Raw genomic sequence first — 17050 nt, 5'->3', positions numbered from 1 at the left:
TTGTTGCCGTGTTTCGAGTCTGTTAGGAAATACTCTCGAGATGGAGGTAGGTCAGCTCGCCATGCTGCTTCAACGCGGCGAGCGCCACCGACACGTCGTTCGATTCGATGGCGTCGAGCAACCACTCGTGACGCCGGATCCCGTCGACCGGATTGGCGACTCGGGCTTCTTCCCTGAGATTGCGGGCCATCGGTAGCTGCAACTTCAGCAGGATCGGTGCGTACGCAACATCGAGTTGCCGACTGCCAGCCAACGCCACGATGGCTTCGTGGAAACGTCGGTGGGCGTCGTCCTTCTCGAGGGTGTCGCCCCGCGCATCCGCGTCACGCATCTCGTCGAGCGCCGTTCGTACCGGAGCGAACGCATCGCCGCGAGACGACGCGAGCGGGAGCGCACGTTCGAGCGCATGTCGTTCGAGAACCTGACGCAGCTCGAAGAGTTCGAGAATGTCCTCTGCCGACCACACCGTCACTCGGAACCCGCGACGTGGGAGATGCTCGACCAGACCCTGCTGAGCCAACAGGCGCAGCGCCTCACGTACCGGTGCTCGGCTGATCCCGAGGCGCGCGCACAGGGTTTCCTCGACCACTCGGGATCCGGGCTCGAGCGCACCGCTGAGAACCTCGGATCGGACCTGGCGAGTCGCCATTTCGACAAGGCTCGGCGGCAAGGAGCCGTGTTCCGCCGGTGCAGCCATGACGCCAGTGTACGAACATGTTCGGCGAATGGTGCGCATCGGAAAACATCGCCGAGTCGAATCCAGAGCGCTCGGGTATCCCCCCAGCGTTAGAATGGTCGGCATATGTGGATTGGATGGATTGAATTCGACTTCCTTCTCGGAGATGTTCACTCACTCAAAGAGAAGCGCTCCGTGATCCGGCCGGCGATCTCCGAAATGCAACGCAAGTTCGCGGTGTCGGTCGCGGAGACCGATCATCGCGAGTTGCACAGACGAGCGGGTATCGGCGCGTCCGTCGTGGCAGGCGATCGCGACCACGTCACCGATGTTCTCGACCGCATCGAGCGCGTGGCGGCCTCACGTCCCGAGCTGCAACTCGTCTCCGTTCGGCGGCGCACCATCCGAAGCGACGACGTCTGAGGCCTGCCCCGCCGGCTCATCGACGTACGTCGAACACCTGCTTCTGAATTCCGTTGCCGTAGACCTCGTGTTCGACCAGTTCGAGATGCGTGGTGTCCTTGTCGGCCTCACTGAACAGTCGTTTTCCCGCCCCGAGCAGGAGCGGAAAGACGAGCAGGTGGTAACGATCGACGAGCCCGGCGTCGGCGAGACTTCTTCCCAGGGTGGCGCTGCCGTGTATGGAGATCGGCCCACCGTCGGAGTTCCTGAGCTCGGCAACGTCGTCGACACCGCGCAGAATGGTTGCCGGCCACCGTGAGTCGTCCTGTTCGAGCGTCGACGACACCACGTACCTCGGCATCGCGTTGTACCCGGCGAAATCGTCCATGGTGGGCCAGATCGGCGCAAATGCCTCGTACGAGGTGCGGCCCAACAGCAGCGCAGTGGCTTCTTCCTGCTCACGGCCCTTGATCTCGTACGCTGCCGGGTCGAATTCGATGCCCTGGAACGTCCACCCGGAGTTGCGATAGCCCACCTCGCCGCCAGGTCCTTCCATCACACCGTCGAGTGAAACGAACGCGGTCACGATCACAGTGCGCATGGACGGTCCTTACCGGTGCTGGGATGCGGGTGCCGGAATCGTAAACCATCCGCCCGCCGAATCCGCCGATACCATCGACCGATGATTGCCAGTGACAGCTCCCGCCCGGCGTGGGACGACGACCCGGTCGTGTCCGGCTGGTCGGGGTTACCCGCACTGGAGCGTGAGAGCACCGCGGACGTCTGCGTCGTCGGCCTCGGAGGGTCGGGTCTGGCCGCTGTCGCCGACCTCGTCGACCGTGGTCTCGATGTGGTCGGAATCGACGCAGGGCGGATCGCTGCCGGAGCCGCGGGTCGGAACGGTGGCTTCCTGCTCGGCGGTCCTGCGACCTTTCTGCACACTGCGCTCGCAGCATGGGGTCCGTGCGCCGTGGATCTGTATCGAGCGACTCTGGCCGAGATCGACTCTCTGGAAGGTCTTCTCGGATCCGAGGTCGTCCGCCGCACCGGATCCATCAGGCTCGCGGGAGTTCCCGGTGCGCCGATCGAGCACGCCGATTCGGAGGATTGCGACGCGCTGGCACAGTGCTTGCGCGAGAACGAGATTGCCGTCGAGCACTATTCGGGCGAGTTGGGGCGCGGCATCTTCCTGCCGGACGACGCGGCGATGAATCCTGCACGTCGCGCAATCGGGCTGGCGTCGATCCTCGCGGGCCGCGCCAGGCTGTACGAGCACACGCCCGCAACCACCATCGGGCCAGGAACGGTCACGACGCCGAGTGGGGTGGTTCGGTGCGGCCTGGTTCTCGTTGCCGTCGACGGTCGCCTCGAACAGGTACTCCCCCAGCTCGACGGCCGGGTTCGGACCGCACGTCTGCAGATGCTCGCCACCTCGCCCGTCCCGCCGGGACGACTGCCGTGCCCCGTGTACGGACGATGGGGCTACGACTACGCGCAGCAGGATGCGTCCGGACGGCTGTACGTCGGGGGCGGTCGTGACCTCTTCGCCGAGGACGAGTGGACACCGTCCGGTGAACCGACAGCTCAGGTGCAGAACTACATCGAATCTGTTGCGACATCGTTTGCAGGAGAACCTGTCTCGGTTCGTGCGCGATGGGCAGCATCCGTCGGGTTCACCGCGGATGGGCGCCCGCTGTGCACATTCGTCGACGACACCGTGATCGCATTCGGCGGCTACAACGGGACAGGCAATCTGGTCGGACCGGTCGCCGCTCGTGCCGCGGTGGCGCTCGGACTCGACGGAATTGCAGTGCCGCAGTATCTGAGCAGCTGACACATGGCAGTGTGGACCCATGGCCGAAGAACCGGAACGCACCGAGGACGGTCACTACATCGTCATCAAGGGTCGGCGTTGGCGCGCAACGGATCCTGACATCCCGGAGGATCGCAATGCCGAATTGCGGTCGATTCTGATGGCGTGGCGCAGGGAGGTCAAACGCACGTCGGGCGCTCCGGAATCTCGCGCTGGCGTGCAGGCCACCAAAGTCGCCCTCGGCGAGCGAGGAACACCGTGGTGGGAGCAGTCCGACGACGAACGACGGGCCCGATGGGAATCGGAAGTATCGCGGCCTGCCGACACCTGACCCTCGCCGGATTGTTGCCATGGTGGAAACTATCCAATACAGTTTCCATCATGGAAAGCATCGGAAGACTCACACCTGCCGAAGCACGAACAGCTCTCGACGACATCGACCGCGTCCAGCGCGCGGTACGAGACACTCCGTGGCCGGTGTGGCTGTATCCGATCAACGCCGCGCTGCTCGCACTGTTCGCACTGACCGCCCTGCTCGACAGCCGGGCCGCGTTCCTGGGCATTGCCGCGGTGATCGTCGCGGTCAACGTCATCACCGGATATCGAATGGGGACGCCGTGGGCCCTACCCACCAACCGAGGCTTCCTCACCTGCGTGGCGCTCTCGGCGCTCTGCGTCGCACTGGCACAGGCTGTCGGCAATCCAAGCGGACCTGCCTGGCCGGTGGTTCTGCTCGCGGCCGCGACCGCGGCGATCTTCTCGACCGGATCGGTCCTGCACTACCGCAGCACACGCCGATGACTGACGACCTCGACCCGATCATTCATCCGGCACATCGGCTACGGATCTGCGCTCTACTGGTTGCGGCGACCACTCTCGAACTCTCGATCGTCAAGGAACACAGCGGGTTGAGCGCGTCCGCGCTCAGCAAACAGGTCGCCGCTCTGGTCGATGCGGGATACATCGAGCAGCAGCGATCACGCACGGACTCGCGTCGACTGTGGTTGTCGTTGACCAAGGACGGTAGATCGGCGTATCGACGTCATGTGGCTGCACTGCGCACCATCCTGGCCGACACCGACGCCTCCATCTGATCGTCCGCGGTGACTTTCTCTCGCAGTGCGTGTCTACTGTTTCGACGGATGACGTCGACGTAGTTCAGCCCGCTCGTTCAGCGAAGAAGGAGACTTCGATCATGTCCATTCTCAATCCATACCTGTCGTTCCGAGACAATGCCCGCGAGGCGATGGAGTTCTATCGGTCGGTCTTCGGTGGCGAGCTCACCGTCACCACGCTCGGCGAGGCCAATGCCAGCGAGGATCCCGCCGATCAGGACAAGATCATGCACGGCCAGCTGACCACCCCGAACGGCTTCACTCTGATGGGAGCCGACACGCCGTCGTCGATGGAGCACACCCCCGGCAACACCATGAGCGTCTCGCTCAGCGGCGACGAGGAGGACGAACTGACTGGCTACTGGAACAAGTTGGCCGTCGACGCGCAGTTCACGATGGGCCTGGAGAAGGCTCCGTGGGGTGACGCGTTCGGTATGTTGACCGACAAGTTCGGTGTGCAGTGGATGGTCAACATCGCAGGCTCGAGCACTGGGAGCTGACCGCCTCTACACGACGACGTTCTTCGGCGGGATCACCTGCCGGAGACCTTCGGGCCCCCAGCCCCGGTCGAGTGCCACCAGCAACAACGCGCAGCCAAGACCGGACAGGACGAGTGCTGAACCGAACATCGCAGTGTATCCGAACAGGTCTCCGACCACACCGGCGGCAATTCCGGCCACTCCCTGCGCGAAGACGATCGCGCACGCCATCAGTGTGTAATCGCTTCCTGCGAAACGCTTCTCGGACGCGTCCATCATCAGCGCGAACACCGCAACGGTGGCCGCACCACCGAGCACGTGTTCGGTGATGTTGGCGGTGACGAGAAGAGGAAAGCCGCCGACGCCCAGGGACGCAACGACATACAGCGCGAGGCTCAGCGTTTGGCTCACTCCGCCCACCAGCAGCGCCCGACGGCGTCCGTGCCGAAACGCCAACCATGCCCCGAGGGCTGCTCCCCCGACCGCAGCCACCGACGACAGTCCGCCCTCGACCAGCGCAATCTGGGGCAGCGACAGTCCGCTGTCCGACAGAAACGGACCCACGAGTGCCGATCCCATCGAGTTGCCGAACTTGAACCCGATGATCAGCAGAATGAATGCCACCATTCCGGGTCTGCGAAGCCGCGACCACCACGCGCCGGCGAGCCGCCCCGGCGTCGGACGCTCGGCGTGTGGATCGGAGTCCCCGTCGGCCGCGTCGAGTTGTCTGCGCATCCACCACACGGGGATCGTCGTCAGCACGATCAGCAGTGCCATCGCAACGAACAGCACCCGCCATCCGGCGAAGGTGAACAGCCACAACAGTAGTCCGCCACTGCACACCATCCCGATGCGGTAAGCACCGACCTGCAGACCGTTGCCCAACCCGCGCTGCGCCACCGTGAGCGTACGCACTGCGATGCCGTCGGTCGCGATGTCCTGCGTCGCCGAGAGAGCATTCATGACGAAGATGCCGACGAACAGCCAGCGCAATGTCGAGGACAGATCGAGGAACGACAACGCCAGTGCCACCGCCGCGGCCGAGCACTGCAGCGACAGCAGCCACCGCCGCCGGGATCCGTACCGATCGACATACGGCGCCCAGAGAAACTTGAGCGCCCACGGCAGGAACAGCACACCGGTCGCGCTGATCTTCACCAAGGAGAACCCCGACTCCCGCAGTACCACCGGAAGGGCCTGGGTGAAGAATCCGAACGGCAGTCCCTGTGCGAAGTAGAGCGCACCCAGGAGAGTGAGGGTCCCGGCGGTGAACGACGCCGGGCGCACCGCGTTGGTCATGCCGGTCATCGTGTCAGAGCGAGGCCGATTCCGCCGAATGCGCTACCGGCTGGCGAAGAATGGTGCGCAGCTTCGCGGGTTCGACCCGGCGCGCATCGCTCAGGTAGATCTCGTGATGTTTGCCCGTCATCGTCAATCCAGATTCGGGGATGTATCGACGATGGAGCTCCTCGAGTACCGGCGTCTCGTCGTCGTAGGACCCGATGTGCAGCGTCTGCACGCACAGTCCCTCGTCGAGAGTTTCCAACCGAACCCTGCTCGACGCATCCGAGTTGCTCTTCGAGGCGGCGGTCGCCACCGCCGCCTCGAACATCGGACGGTCGATCCAGTCGGGCACCATGATCATGGTGGTCCAGTTCCACTCGCTCTTGTCCCTCTCGGTGGTGAACGAGTTCATGTCCTCGGCCCACCACAGAGCCTCGAGCGGCGGGACGACGTAATCGCGGTCGAGGGTGTTCTTGCTGGCGAACTTCAGCGCGTAGGCGACGGGGTAGATCGCGGCCATCGCTTCCGCATACTGCGGGGCGGTGTTCGGGTCGCCGTGCCCGTCGATCATCAGGTAGGTCAGCGGCGGAACGACAAGGGTGCGAAAGGTGTTGTGCCGCGCCGAATATGCGTCGAGCGTCTTCTTGAAATCGATCTTCATGACACCCGTTCCCATTCGATCGTGGATTTCAACGTACCGAACGTTGCGCGCCCTCCGGCACGGTCCCTGAGACGACCGTTCAGACGAGCCACGTGCGTTCGTCGTCGCTGAATTGGTTGACGGTGCCGCGGGTCGCAATCGCCCTGTCGTACATGGTCGCCAGCGCGTCCAGCAGGGGCTTGTTCAGCGAATCGAGTGCATTCTGGCGTGCCACGATCTCGTCGAGGCGCTCGGAGAGTTCGGCCAGCACCGCCGAACGGTCGACCGTGGTGACGCGTCCGCCCTCTACGACGATCCGGCCTGCCACGATCACGATATCGATCGAGGAGCCGTTCTCGGAGTACACCAGTTGCCGGTCGAGCTTCTGCCGAGGCGTGAAAGCCATGGTGTCGAGATCGAAGATCACCAGGTCGGCCTGCATCCCCACCTCCACCGTGCCCACAGTGTCTTGAAGGAGCGCACTGCGGGCCCCGCCGACGGTGCCTGCGTGCAGTACCTCGTCCACCGTCGGCCAGGTGGTGAAGTCCGGGTTGGTCACCTTGTGCAGCAGCGCAGCAGCTTTCACGACGTCGAGCATCCGGGGGGAATCACTGCTCGAGCATCCGTCGGTTCCCAATCCGAGGTTCACGCCTGCGGTACGCAGGGCGTGCCACGGAGCGATTCCCGATCCGAGCTTGAGATTCGAGATCGGATTGTGCGAAATAGACGTGCCCGCCGAGGCGATCATCGACATATCGTCTTCGGTCAGCCAAATGCCATGCGCCAGGGTGGTATTGGGTGACAGCGCGCCGATCCGATCCATGAATTCCACCAGCGACCCGCCGTACATCTCCGCTCCCGTGACCAACTGGGTCTTGGTCTCGAGGACGTGAATGTGGCATTCGGCGTCGAATTCGGTCGCCAACTGCGTGGCACCGACCAGGAGCTCCGCACCGCACCGTTGTGGTGCCGAGGGCGCGACCATGTACCGCAGACGACCGTTGCCTCGACCGTGATACTGCTCGAATGCCTGCCTGCTGAAGGCGAGATACTCCCCCGTCGTAGGAACGGGGTGGGACAGGATCTCGGCTGCGATCTCCTGCGGTAGGTAGTCCACGACGAACGGCACGGTGTCGACGAACGGCTTGCTGATCACGTGTCCGGAAATGTTGGCTCTGATGCCGATCTCTTCGTACGCGTCGAACACCGCCGACAGTTGCGCCCAATCCTGAGTCGGGTTCTCCAGCACGTCGTCGACGATCGTGGTCACGCCCGCTTCGAGAGATTCGATTGCGAACAACGTGCTGCGCAGACGAACCAGATCGGGTTCGACGCGACTGTCGCCGAGAATCGGATACGACATGGCCATCCACATCTCGAGGGGCATGTTGTCGTATCGGCCCTTGTAGAACGTCTCCCAGGAATGGGTATGTGCGTTGACGAAACCCGGCGTGACCAGCCTGTCGGTGCCGTCGATGATCGTATCGCCGTCGGTGGGTTCGAGATCACCGGCGACTGCAGTGACGACGTCGTTCTCGATTCGGATGCTACGGACGATCGGCTCGGAACCGGTGGACGCGTCCATGGTGATGACGTGCGCGTTCCTGATGAAGATTCCCATGTTTCCTTCCTTGACTGCGCGGTGCGATGACGGCGAGGAGCTATTCGACCGGCTGTGGTGTCGGAGCCTGCTCTTCGGGCTGTTGCTGACGAATCATCCACTGCCGATGCGACTTTCGTGCGAGAAGGTAGTAGGTAGCCGCTGCCGCACTACCACCGACGAGCCACGAGATGTCGAGACCGCCGAGTGCCTGCGAACCGAACCCCTGCAATGCCGGGACCATACCGTTGAGGAACATCCAGGTGCCGAAAATTCCCACTGCGAACGCCGCGAGTGCACGCCAGTTGACGTCCTGCATCCTCGTCGAGCCCACGTCGTCGAACAGATGGCCGTATCGGGTGCTGGCGCGCTCGAAGACGTAGTAGTGCACCAGCATGATCGCGCCCCACGTCGCCACCCAGCCCACCACACCCACGAGCCAGGCGTCGAGGGTCTGTGCCGCATCTTCCTGGAAGACGAAGAACACGCTCGCGGCCAGTGCGAGAACGCCGACCACGAGGTTCAGCGTCCGCCGACTCAACTTGATGTCGAGGGCCTGCGCCGTCACACCGAAGCTGTAGACGTTGAGAACGTTCGTGGCGATGGGGCCGTGCAGAACCAACAGCAGTACCGGGATGGCGAGCGCACCGAAGTTCTCGACGATGAGCTTGCCCGGATCGATGGAGCCGTTGGTGGTCGCCAACGTCGCGCCGAGCACACCGAGCCACACGACGGGGATCAACTGTCCCAGCGCACTGACCAGGTACAGCTTGCGGCGCGGAACACGTGTACTGACGAAGCGGGAGTAGTCGGCGGCGTAGGTCAGCCACGTCAGGCCCCAGCCGATTCCGATGGCCGTCATCACGGCCGACATGGCGACAATGCGCTCGGTGCCGGCCAAGGCGACGCCGTCCGGACCGGAGTAACTCCAGTCGATGTCCAGGTGGAACCAGGCCACGATCGACATCAAGACCAGCACCACGACGGTCGGCGGCACCGTCCAGCGCTCGAACGCCGCGATCGCCCGGTATCCGGCCATGGAGATACCGACCTGGACCGCCATGATGGCTGTGGCCACCGCCACCTTCCATCCGACGTTCGCGGCATCGGGGTCGACCCAGCCGAGTTCGCCGAACAGCGCCATCACCAGGTCGAGGACGATCCATGTGTTCACCGCGCACCAGCCGACGACCACCACGGCCTGGACGGCGGAGGGGACATAGTTGCCTCGACGGCCGAAGACCGACCGGCCCAACAGCATTCCGGTCGTTCCCGTTCGTTGCCCGAGCAGAACGAAGAATCCGAAGATCGCCATTCCGATGACGTTTCCGAGGACGAGCACTGTCAGCGTATCGGCCAGGCCGAGGCCCATACTGATGCCGAGCGCGCCGAGCACCCAGTTGATCGGTGCGATGTTCGCACCCGCCCATATCCAGAACTGACCGGACAGCACGGTGGTTCTCTGGCTCTCGGGAATCGGTTGCAGCGAATCCTCGACGTCGTGGGAATGTGTGGTCACCGTGAGCTCCTCGGGATGCGGTCGACCGGCGGTTCGGTCGGCCTGGTGAGAAGCCTCGTGCCCGTGTGTTTCCCGAACCCTTACGTAATGTAAGCCACTGGTAACAGCGGGTGGACAAAATGTCACGTATGAATGTGCTCGACGCCTTCGACGACGTCTATCTGTCCGCGGCGCGACCCGAACTCGTCGCGGGAAGGCGTTCGTCGACGCGATCTCTGCGGTGGGTTCACGCCAGCGAGCAACTCGACATCGCACCGCTCTTGCGCGGCGGGGAGCTGATTCTGATGGAGGGTGTGTGATTCGGTGCCTGTTCCGACGCCGATCTGGTGACGTACCTCGACTCGATCGATGCCGCGGGAGTCGTCGGAATCGCGGTGGAGACGGGGGGAACGCTCGACGTCATTCCGCCGCTACTGGTCGAGCATGCCGAGCGGATCGGCTTTCCCGTGGTGCATCTCCGACGGCGGGTGCCGTTCGTACAGGTATGCGAGAGCATCAACAGCCAGCTTGCCGACTCGGCTCTGCGTCGGCTGCAGATGGCAAACCGGATGTCTCGGTTGCTGTCGGCGTCGATCGAAACGGACGGAGCGGTGGACGCCGTTCTCGATGTGCTCGGCGTCGAGACGCGGTCGTCGGTGGCGCTGCGTTCTGCGTCGGGAGATCTGATCGGGCAATCCGGACTCGTCACCGAGCCATCGGACTTCACCACGTTCGAGGTACCTGTCACCAGTGGCGGTCGGGACGTCGCGGTGTTGACCGTGACTCCGGGCCCCGATGCGGACATCTACTCGATCAACGCAGGTTTGGAGAGAGCTCCGGAAATCCTGTCGATCGCGTTGCTCAGCGCGCGCCCGGCCAGGGTGGAGGACCGACTGCGTACCCGCTTCTTCTCACTGTTGTCGGCGATGAATTACCCTGCCTCCGATGTCACCGACCATCTCGACGGCGTCGCCGAGCGTATGGGTATGCTCGAACACGACGCCTACTTGACCGTGTCGGTCGAATTCGACGACAACCCGGAAGCGGGCACGCTGCAGCGCTTGTTGAGATCGGTTTCACCGAACATCTGGTGTCAGAAGATCGGCGACCGACACGTCGCGGTTCTCGGTTTCGCCGGCCAGGAGATGCTCGACGCCCAACGGCCGGTTGTGCTGTCGATCTTGCAGGCGACGCAGGTGCGTATCAGGCGAGCAGGTGTCGGTCCTGGAACCTCCGACCGCCACGGTCTGCGTCGGTGTTTCGGCACGGCCACAGCAGTGCTCGCGCTGGACCTCGGCCCTGACGACCGCATCCGCGATGCGCGCAATTTCGCGCTTGCCCTTCTGGTGGAGTCGATGTCGGGGGAATCCACTGTCGAGAAGTTCGTCCACGAGCAGATAGGACCACTGCTCGCTCACGATCGAGAGCGGCACGGAGAGTTGTTCGCGACCCTGCTGGCGTACATCACCCATTGGGGTAGCAAGACCGAAACCGCGAAGAGCCTTCGGATACAGAGGCAGACGCTCTACCAACGGCTCGACAGGCTCTTCGACGTTCTCGGTCCACTGCCGGCAGGCTCCCCTCGATTCCCGGGGATCGCCACTGCGGTGTTTCTCGAACAGGCCCGCCGCCAAGGCAGTACCGGCCCTGGCGGCTGACCCGTCGACCGATCCTTCTCACACCTCGGCGTCGACCTTGTCCGTCTCGCCTCGGCGCATGGCCAGGTACTCGGAGAGTTCGCGCTTGACCACAGGCAACAGCAGGTACAGGCCCGTGATGTTGACCAACGCCAGCAGGAACAGGGTCGCGTCGGCGAAATCGAGCACTGAGCCGAGCGAGAGCACGGTTCCGATGACGGTGAACATGCAGAACATCACGTTGAAGAAGGTGCGCGAGAAGCGGCTGCGTCCGAACAACGACGTCCACGCCTGCAGTCCGTAGTAGGCCCAGGTTATGGCAGTGGACAGTGCGAACAGAGCCACCGCAAGCGTCAGCACGTACGGGAACCACGGCAGCACGGTCTCGAAGGCGTCGGAGGTGAGGGTGACACCTCCGGCGGGTAGCTCGCCGGTCTCGGCGACGATCGCGCGCTGGTCCTGCCAGGTGACGGTATTGGCGATCACGATGGTCAGCGCGGTCGCGGTGCAGATGACGACCGTGTCGATGAAGGGCTCGAGCATGGCCACGAAGCCCTCGGTGACCGGATGCCTGGTCTTGACGGCCGAGTGCGCGATGGCCGCCGAACCCAATCCGGCCTCGTTCGAGAATGCGGCGCGCTGGAATCCGATGATCATGACGCCGAGGACGCCGCCGGCCACGCCCTCGGGCGAGAACGCACCCTCGAAGATCGCGGTGAACGCCGTGGGGACCGAACGGAAGTTGACGGCGATGACGACGCCGCACGCGACGATGTAGATCAGCGCCATGGTCGGTACGAGCTTGGCGGTCACCGCCGAGATCGACTTCATGCCGCCGATGATGACCAGTCCGATGATCAGCGCGACGACGATACCGAACACTGCCTTGGCTCCGTCGGAAGCGAGGAACCCATCGTCACCGCCGGTGACCGAACGGACCTGTGCGTACGTCTGATTGGCCTGGAACATGTTGCCGCCGCTGATGGCGAAGAACGTGATGACGATGGCGTAGAAGACGGCCATGACCTTGCCGACCTTGGCGAGTCCCCGCTCTGCGAGACCCTTGGTCAGGTATTTCATGGGTCCGCCGGAGACGGTGCCGTCCTCGTTGATGTCTCGGTACTTCACGCCGAGCGTGCACTCGACGAACTTCGATGCCATGCCCAGCAAGCCGGCGAGGATCATCCAGAGTGTGGCACCGGGTCCACCGAGTGTCACGGCGACGGCGACACCGGCGATGTTGCCGAGCCCGACGGTTCCGGACACCGCGGCAGTGAGAGCTCTGAAGTGGCTGACTTCACCGGGCGCGTCCGCCTCGTCCTCCTTGCCGCTGACGAGAATCAACGCTCTCTTGATTCCGCGGACCTGGATGAACTTGAACGCCACCGTGAAGACGACGGCACCGACGATGAGCCAGAGGACGATCAGTGGAACGGCGGCTCCACCGATATTCACGGTGAAGAAGACGACATTCGACACGGCAGCGGAGATCGGATCGAAGGCATTGTTGATCGCCGTCTCGATGGAGCTGATCGTGCCTCCGTCCGCGGCCAGTACATCGGTTGCGAGGGGGTGAGAGCTCATGGCTTCGAGTGAACAGCACGTGGACGGCAGAGGACGTGATTTACCGAATTTCTAGCAATAATTTACGTGATCTTGACCGAGAGCCCGCGGGCTCACACCGCAGATCGGGCGGGTATTCGCCTCAAAAGCACTGTTGCAGCATCCAGTACGACATGTCGGTCGTAGGTGAGGCGGTAGTCGTACATCGGGGTACCGTCCTCGGCCGTTCCACGCTCCACGGCGATGAGCGCCACGCTCGACATCGGAGCCACGATCACGATCGAACGTTCCAGCGCCAACGGCTCGTCCGCGCCCACGGCCACGGTCCGGAAGCCGGAGGCAGGCGGCGCGGCGTGCGAATCGAAGACAGCCGTGAGCGCAGTACGTGCGGCAAGGTCGTCGAAGATCGCACGCCGCGCAGGCGTCAGGCCGGTGGACGCGCTCACTGTCGCCAGTACGACAGTCGAGGAGCCGGTGCCGTACGCACTGTGCAACAAGCTGTTCTCGATGGCGTCGAGCAACGTCGAATCCGCTTGTCTGCGGGCACCGAGTGAGTGGGTGAGCCCGTACGGAGTGACTGCAACGGGGGCACGCACGGTCACCGTTCCATCCAGATCGAGCGAACGGACCGGCCCCTGCACCTCACCGAAATCCGGGAGAGCGTCCGGTGCGCCGTAGAGGTATCCCTGCCCCAGAACCGCGCCCATGGCTCGTGCAGAACTCTCGTGGTGCTCGGTTTCGATCCCTTCGGCCAGAACCAGGGCACCGGTCCGTTCGGCCTCGGCGGCAACGGCAGCAACGATGGCGGCGGTCTCGCGGCTCGAACGCCCCTGTACGAGAGCCATGTCCAGCTTGATCACGTCGGGACGCAGCAGTGGAATCAGCGCCAGGCTGGACGAATCTGCCCCCACATCGTCGACGGCGACTCGCCACCCCAGGTTTCGAGCGTGCTCGGCCGCTCGCAGCAGACCTGCCGGATCACCCATCAGGTCTCGTTCGGTGATCTCGATGATGATGGACAGCCGCGACGCGTCCGCGAGCATCGGTAGGCAGTCCCGAGGAGGCGGTGCATCGAGGGCGACGGGTTCGGCATTGACGAAAAGCGCGAGCCGGTCGGGATAGCCGGACTCGACGGCACCGCGCAGCGCGCTGAGTCGGCACCGCCAATCGAAATCTGCAGCGACGCCTTGTGCACGTGCCACGCCCAACAGTTCCGGCGGCGGAATCGGCGGACCGTCTCCGCAGGTCCGCACCAACGCTTCGAACCCCACGACGGCGCGTCCGTCCAGTGTGACGATCGGCTGGTAGACCGACGTGATATCGATCGACATCGGCGATTTCTCGGCCCTCGTCGTACGTCGACGCATGGGTGGAACCTCCCTCGATATCGATCGATCGGTCCCCACCCGCGGCATCATCATGCCCGACCGCACCGTGATGTCGTTACTCGACTGCGGTCTGTGCGTCGATCGACTGGCTATAAGGTGCTCGAAGGACTCGACGAACGGCGGTGACCGATGGTGGGAGCGGACTCTCGCGCTCGTGCCCCTCTCGACAACGTCTTTGCGGGTCGATACAGACTGGGCACCGTATTGGGGCGCGGCGCGATGGCCGACGTCGTGCACGCCGACGACCACGTTCTCGGCCGATCCGTAGCGGTGAAGATATTCCGCCACGACGAGCCGCCGGACACTGCCCAGCGCATCGATGCAGAAATTCGGACTCTCGCGTCGCTGTCGCACCCGGGTCTGGTGACGCTGTACGACGCGGGCACTGCACTCGATGCCAGCGGGGTGCCGGTGCCGTACCTGGTGATGGAGCTGATCGACGGTCCCACCCTTAGTGCGTATCGCCAGGGCCGAGCGATGGACGGCTCCCACGTCGCGCGGATCGGGTTCGAGCTGGCGGAGGCTCTCGCCTACATCCACGGTCAGGGTGTGGTGCATCGCGACATCAAACCGGCCAACATCCTCGTTGCGCAGTCTCCGGACGTCGGCGTGGGACAGTGCGCCAAACTTGCCGATTTCGGCATCGCCCGCATCCTCGATTCCGAACGACTCACCGAGCACGGCACCACAGTCGGTACTGCGCACTACCTCAGCCCGGAGCAGGCGACGGGTACGTCCGTCGGTCCACCGACGGACGTCTACACGCTGGGGCTCGTTCTCATCGAGTGCCTCACCGGCACAATGGCATTCGAGGGAAGCGCCGTGGCAGCAGCGGTGGCGCGCCTACACCGCGATCCTGACGTCCCCGAGAGGCTCGGATCGGACTGGCACGCACTGTTGACGGACATGACGTCCAGACGCCCGGAGGATCGGCCGGCCGCAGCCGCCGTCGCCCACCGACTGCGCGGGCTCTCGCGTAGCACGACACCCCGCTTCGACACCAACCTGCCCCGCACTGCCGTGATACCCGCCGAACCCGCAAACATGGTTGCGACAACAGCAGTTCCAGCGTCGGCTGCAGCGAAATCTCCACACCGACGATGGATGATCCCGGCGGCAGCGGCGCTGTTCACTTCGCTGGGAGCGGCGATAGTCTGGGTCGCAGTCGGCACGAGTGATGAGCCGGAACCCAGCACGCCGTCGACACCGACTCCGACTCTCGTGGAGTCGACGACAGTGGTGCCCACGACCCTTGCACCCGATCCTGCACCTGCGACGTCGATTCCGGTCTTCTCGAATACGCCCGAGCCAGCTCCCGTCCCCACGGCGAATCCGGCTCCGGTCGAGCCGGCTGTGCCGGCCCCGATACCTCTGGATGACGGCAACGGCAGCTCGGGCAACGGGAACTCCGGCAACGGGAACAGTGGCAACGGGAACGGGAACGGGAACAGTGGGAACGGCAATGGCAACTCCGGCCGGGGGAACTGACCCCACGGCCGTCGACAGACAGGAGCGACGGTGACACACGTCGATACCCTCGTGGTGGGAGCAGGCATTTCCGGCTTGGTCGTTGCGACACTTCTGCATCGTGCCGGTCAGCGCGTTGCCGTTCTCGAGGCCAGAGACCGCGTGGGCGGTCGGGTCTGGACGATGCGCACAGACGAAGGCACCCTCGACGTGGGCGCTTCCTGGATTCACGGAACAGACGACAACCCTCTCGCCGACGCCGTGCACGCTTTCGGAATGCGGACCGTCGAATTCACCGTCGGCAGCTACCAGCCGGACGGCAGACCCATCGCTTACTACTCCCCCACCGGGACCAGGTTGAGCGATGAGGCTGCCGCACGATTCGGCACCGACGTTCACCACTTCGACGAACTGTTCGCCAGGACGATCGCGGAGTCGTCCCCGGGGACCTCGTTCGGTGACGCCGTGGAAGCAACTCTGACGCAACTGAATTGGAACGACGACCGACTCGAACGAGTTCGTGAGTTTCTCGGACATCGAGCCGAGGAGCAGTTGGGCGTAGGAAAGGACCTCCTCGATGCGCACGGCTTGGACGACGACGCCATCGAGGGCGACGAGGTCGTGTTCCCCGACGGATACGATCGACTGGCCGTTCACCTGGCCGAGGGACTCGACGTCCGGCTCGAACACGTGGTGACGCAGGTCCGTTGGGGTCGAGACGGAGTTCTGGTCGATACCGGTTCCGGGACTTTCTCGGCCGAGCGCGCTGTGGTGACGGTACCGATCGGAGTACTGAAATCGCCAGATTTCACTGTGGAACCCCCTCTGCCGGAACCTGTTTCGGGTGCGCTGGAACGACTGGAGATGAATGCCTTCGAGAAAGTGTTCCTCCAGTTTCCCAGCAAGTTCTGGGACGAGAACGTCTATGCCGTACGGCAGCAGGGCGAAGCCGGGCGCTGGTGGCACTCCTGGTACGACGTGACCATGCCGCAGGGCCGTCCGACGCTTCTGACGTTCGCAGCGGGCGCCTGCGGGCAGCAGACTCGGCACTGGTCGGACGCGCGCATCGCGGACTCCGTTCTCGAGGCACTGCGCGGCCTGTACGGCGACCGCGTCGTCACACCAGACCGCGTGTATGTCACTCGCTGGCAGGACGATCCGTTCGCGTACGGCTCGTACTCGTACATGACGGTGGGCTCACGCACGCGCGATCACGACGACCTTGCCACTCCGATCGGAGATGTACTTCACCTCGCCGGTGAGGCGACCTGGACCGATGATCCGGCAACGGTTACGGCGGCGTTGAAGTCGGGACATCGTGCAGCAGAACGCATTCTGGGGCATTCGGTACCGTTCGGCGACATCTGGGGCCCTGCGGAGCACTGACATCATGCGCCGAACCCCATCCGGTGCGTCTGAGTTCGGTGCAAACTTTCGACCATCCGCGAGTAAAGTGCTGTCGACGCACCCACACACCGAGCGCTTCAG

18 protein-coding genes and 1 pseudogene are annotated in these 17050 nt (G+C 64.0%); 11 read left to right on the top strand and 8 right to left on the bottom strand.

The window, feature by feature from the left end:
* Positions 1-22: 22 nt before the first annotated feature.
* A complete protein-coding gene (locus CH295_RS21505) occupies positions 23-697 on the bottom strand; it encodes a GntR family transcriptional regulator (protein WP_094742164.1) in 675 nt (224 codons plus the stop codon).
* Between the two features lie 105 nt (positions 698-802).
* On the opposite strand from CH295_RS21505, the gene CH295_RS21500 reads away from it, so the two are divergent.
* Positions 803-1099 carry a DUF503 domain-containing protein gene (locus CH295_RS21500; RefSeq protein ID WP_037189233.1) on the top strand — a complete coding sequence of 99 codons (297 nt, stop codon included), beginning with the start codon at positions 803-805 and terminating at the stop codon, positions 1097-1099.
* 16 nt (positions 1100-1115) lie between these two features.
* On the opposite strand, the gene CH295_RS21495 is transcribed toward CH295_RS21500, so the two are convergent.
* Positions 1116-1679 (bottom strand): dihydrofolate reductase family protein, encoded by a 564-nt coding sequence (locus CH295_RS21495; RefSeq protein ID WP_037189232.1) that lies wholly within the window; start codon positions 1677-1679, stop codon positions 1116-1118.
* An 81-nt stretch (positions 1680-1760) separates the two neighbouring features.
* Here CH295_RS21495 and CH295_RS21490 point away from each other — a divergent pair, with 81 nt between their 5' ends.
* The 5 genes from CH295_RS21490 to CH295_RS21470 all read left to right on the top strand — a co-directional run bounded on the left by CH295_RS21490 (position 1761) and on the right by CH295_RS21470 (position 4506).
* A complete protein-coding gene (locus tag CH295_RS21490; protein ID WP_094741901.1) occupies positions 1761-2912 on the top strand; it encodes an NAD(P)/FAD-dependent oxidoreductase in 1152 nt (383 codons plus the stop codon).
* 19 nt (positions 2913-2931) lie between these two features.
* A complete protein-coding gene (locus CH295_RS21485; RefSeq protein WP_094634454.1) occupies positions 2932-3222 on the top strand; it encodes a hypothetical protein in 291 nt (96 codons plus the stop codon).
* 50 nt (positions 3223-3272) lie between these two features.
* The gene (locus CH295_RS21480; RefSeq protein WP_094741900.1) at positions 3273-3692 is read left to right on the top strand and encodes a hypothetical protein; all 420 of its coding nucleotides are present in this window, start codon (positions 3273-3275) and stop codon (positions 3690-3692) included.
* Positions 3689-3985, top strand: a complete 297-nt coding sequence (locus tag CH295_RS21475) for a transcriptional regulator (RefSeq protein WP_094634456.1) — start codon at positions 3689-3691, stop codon at positions 3983-3985. Before CH295_RS21480 ends, CH295_RS21475 begins: the two co-directional genes overlap by 4 nt.
* A gap of 98 nt (positions 3986-4083) precedes the next feature.
* Positions 4084-4506, top strand: coding sequence for a VOC family protein (locus CH295_RS21470; RefSeq protein WP_094634613.1), 423 nt, complete (start codon positions 4084-4086; stop codon positions 4504-4506).
* Positions 4507-4512: 6 nt separating this feature from the next.
* Here the strand turns inward: CH295_RS21470 and CH295_RS21465 are convergent, their stop codons facing one another.
* The 4 genes from CH295_RS21465 to CH295_RS21450 all read right to left on the bottom strand — a co-directional run bounded on the left by CH295_RS21465 (position 4513) and on the right by CH295_RS21450 (position 9528).
* Positions 4513-5784: an MFS transporter gene (locus tag CH295_RS21465; RefSeq protein ID WP_094742163.1), complete on the bottom strand. Its 1272-nt coding sequence runs from the start codon at positions 5782-5784 to the stop codon at positions 4513-4515.
* 13 nt (positions 5785-5797) lie between these two features.
* Positions 5798-6430 carry a GyrI-like domain-containing protein gene (locus CH295_RS21460; protein WP_094741899.1) on the bottom strand — a complete coding sequence of 211 codons (633 nt, stop codon included), beginning with the start codon at positions 6428-6430 and terminating at the stop codon, positions 5798-5800.
* Between the two features lie 79 nt (positions 6431-6509).
* Positions 6510-8030, bottom strand: coding sequence for an amidohydrolase family protein (locus CH295_RS21455; RefSeq protein ID WP_094741898.1), 1521 nt, complete (start codon positions 8028-8030; stop codon positions 6510-6512).
* Between the two features lie 40 nt (positions 8031-8070).
* Entirely contained in the window at positions 8071-9528 is a 1458-nt protein-coding gene (locus CH295_RS21450) for a purine-cytosine permease family protein (protein ID WP_052047476.1), read from the bottom strand.
* Between the two features lie 119 nt (positions 9529-9647).
* Between CH295_RS21450 and CH295_RS28315 the strand changes: the two are divergent.
* Positions 9648-10025, top strand: a pseudogene (locus tag CH295_RS28315) (PucR family transcriptional regulator ligand-binding domain-containing protein); the annotation flags it as partial.
* A gap of 39 nt (positions 10026-10064) precedes the next feature.
* Complete coding sequence (locus CH295_RS28530; protein ID WP_353955487.1) at positions 10065-11165, top strand: PucR family transcriptional regulator; 1101 nt, start codon at positions 10065-10067, stop codon at positions 11163-11165.
* 18 nt (positions 11166-11183) lie between these two features.
* Here the strand turns inward: CH295_RS28530 and CH295_RS21435 are convergent, their stop codons facing one another.
* Both CH295_RS21435 and CH295_RS21430 read right to left on the bottom strand, forming a co-directional pair.
* Entirely contained in the window at positions 11184-12728 is a 1545-nt protein-coding gene (locus tag CH295_RS21435) for an alanine/glycine:cation symporter family protein (RefSeq protein WP_037189225.1), read from the bottom strand.
* Between the two features lie 92 nt (positions 12729-12820).
* Positions 12821-14038 carry an EAL domain-containing protein gene (locus CH295_RS21430; protein ID WP_252342134.1) on the bottom strand — a complete coding sequence of 406 codons (1218 nt, stop codon included), beginning with the start codon at positions 14036-14038 and terminating at the stop codon, positions 12821-12823.
* On the opposite strand from CH295_RS21430, the gene CH295_RS28305 reads away from it, so the two are divergent.
* The 3 genes from CH295_RS28305 to CH295_RS21420 are packed head-to-tail and all read left to right on the top strand — an operon-like array spanning position 14022 to position 16948.
* On the top strand, positions 14022-14363 hold the full coding sequence (locus tag CH295_RS28305; protein WP_252342133.1) for a hypothetical protein: 342 nt from the start codon (positions 14022-14024) through the stop codon (positions 14361-14363). The two genes, CH295_RS21430 and CH295_RS28305, sit on opposite strands and share 17 nt — an antisense overlap.
* On the top strand, positions 14315-15583 hold the full coding sequence (locus tag CH295_RS21425; protein WP_252342132.1) for a serine/threonine-protein kinase: 1269 nt from the start codon (positions 14315-14317) through the stop codon (positions 15581-15583). Before CH295_RS28305 ends, CH295_RS21425 begins: the two co-directional genes overlap by 49 nt.
* A gap of 30 nt (positions 15584-15613) precedes the next feature.
* Positions 15614-16948, top strand: coding sequence for a flavin monoamine oxidase family protein (locus CH295_RS21420; protein ID WP_094741894.1), 1335 nt, complete (start codon positions 15614-15616; stop codon positions 16946-16948).
* Positions 16949-17050 lie beyond the last annotated feature (102 nt).

It is taken from the genome of Rhodococcus sp. 14-2483-1-2 (assembly GCF_002259405.1).
Classification (GTDB): Bacteria; Actinomycetota; Actinomycetes; order Mycobacteriales; family Mycobacteriaceae; genus Rhodococcoides.
The sequence above is the reverse complement of the archived record's forward strand: the minus strand, read 5'-3'. Positions and strand labels throughout refer to the sequence as shown.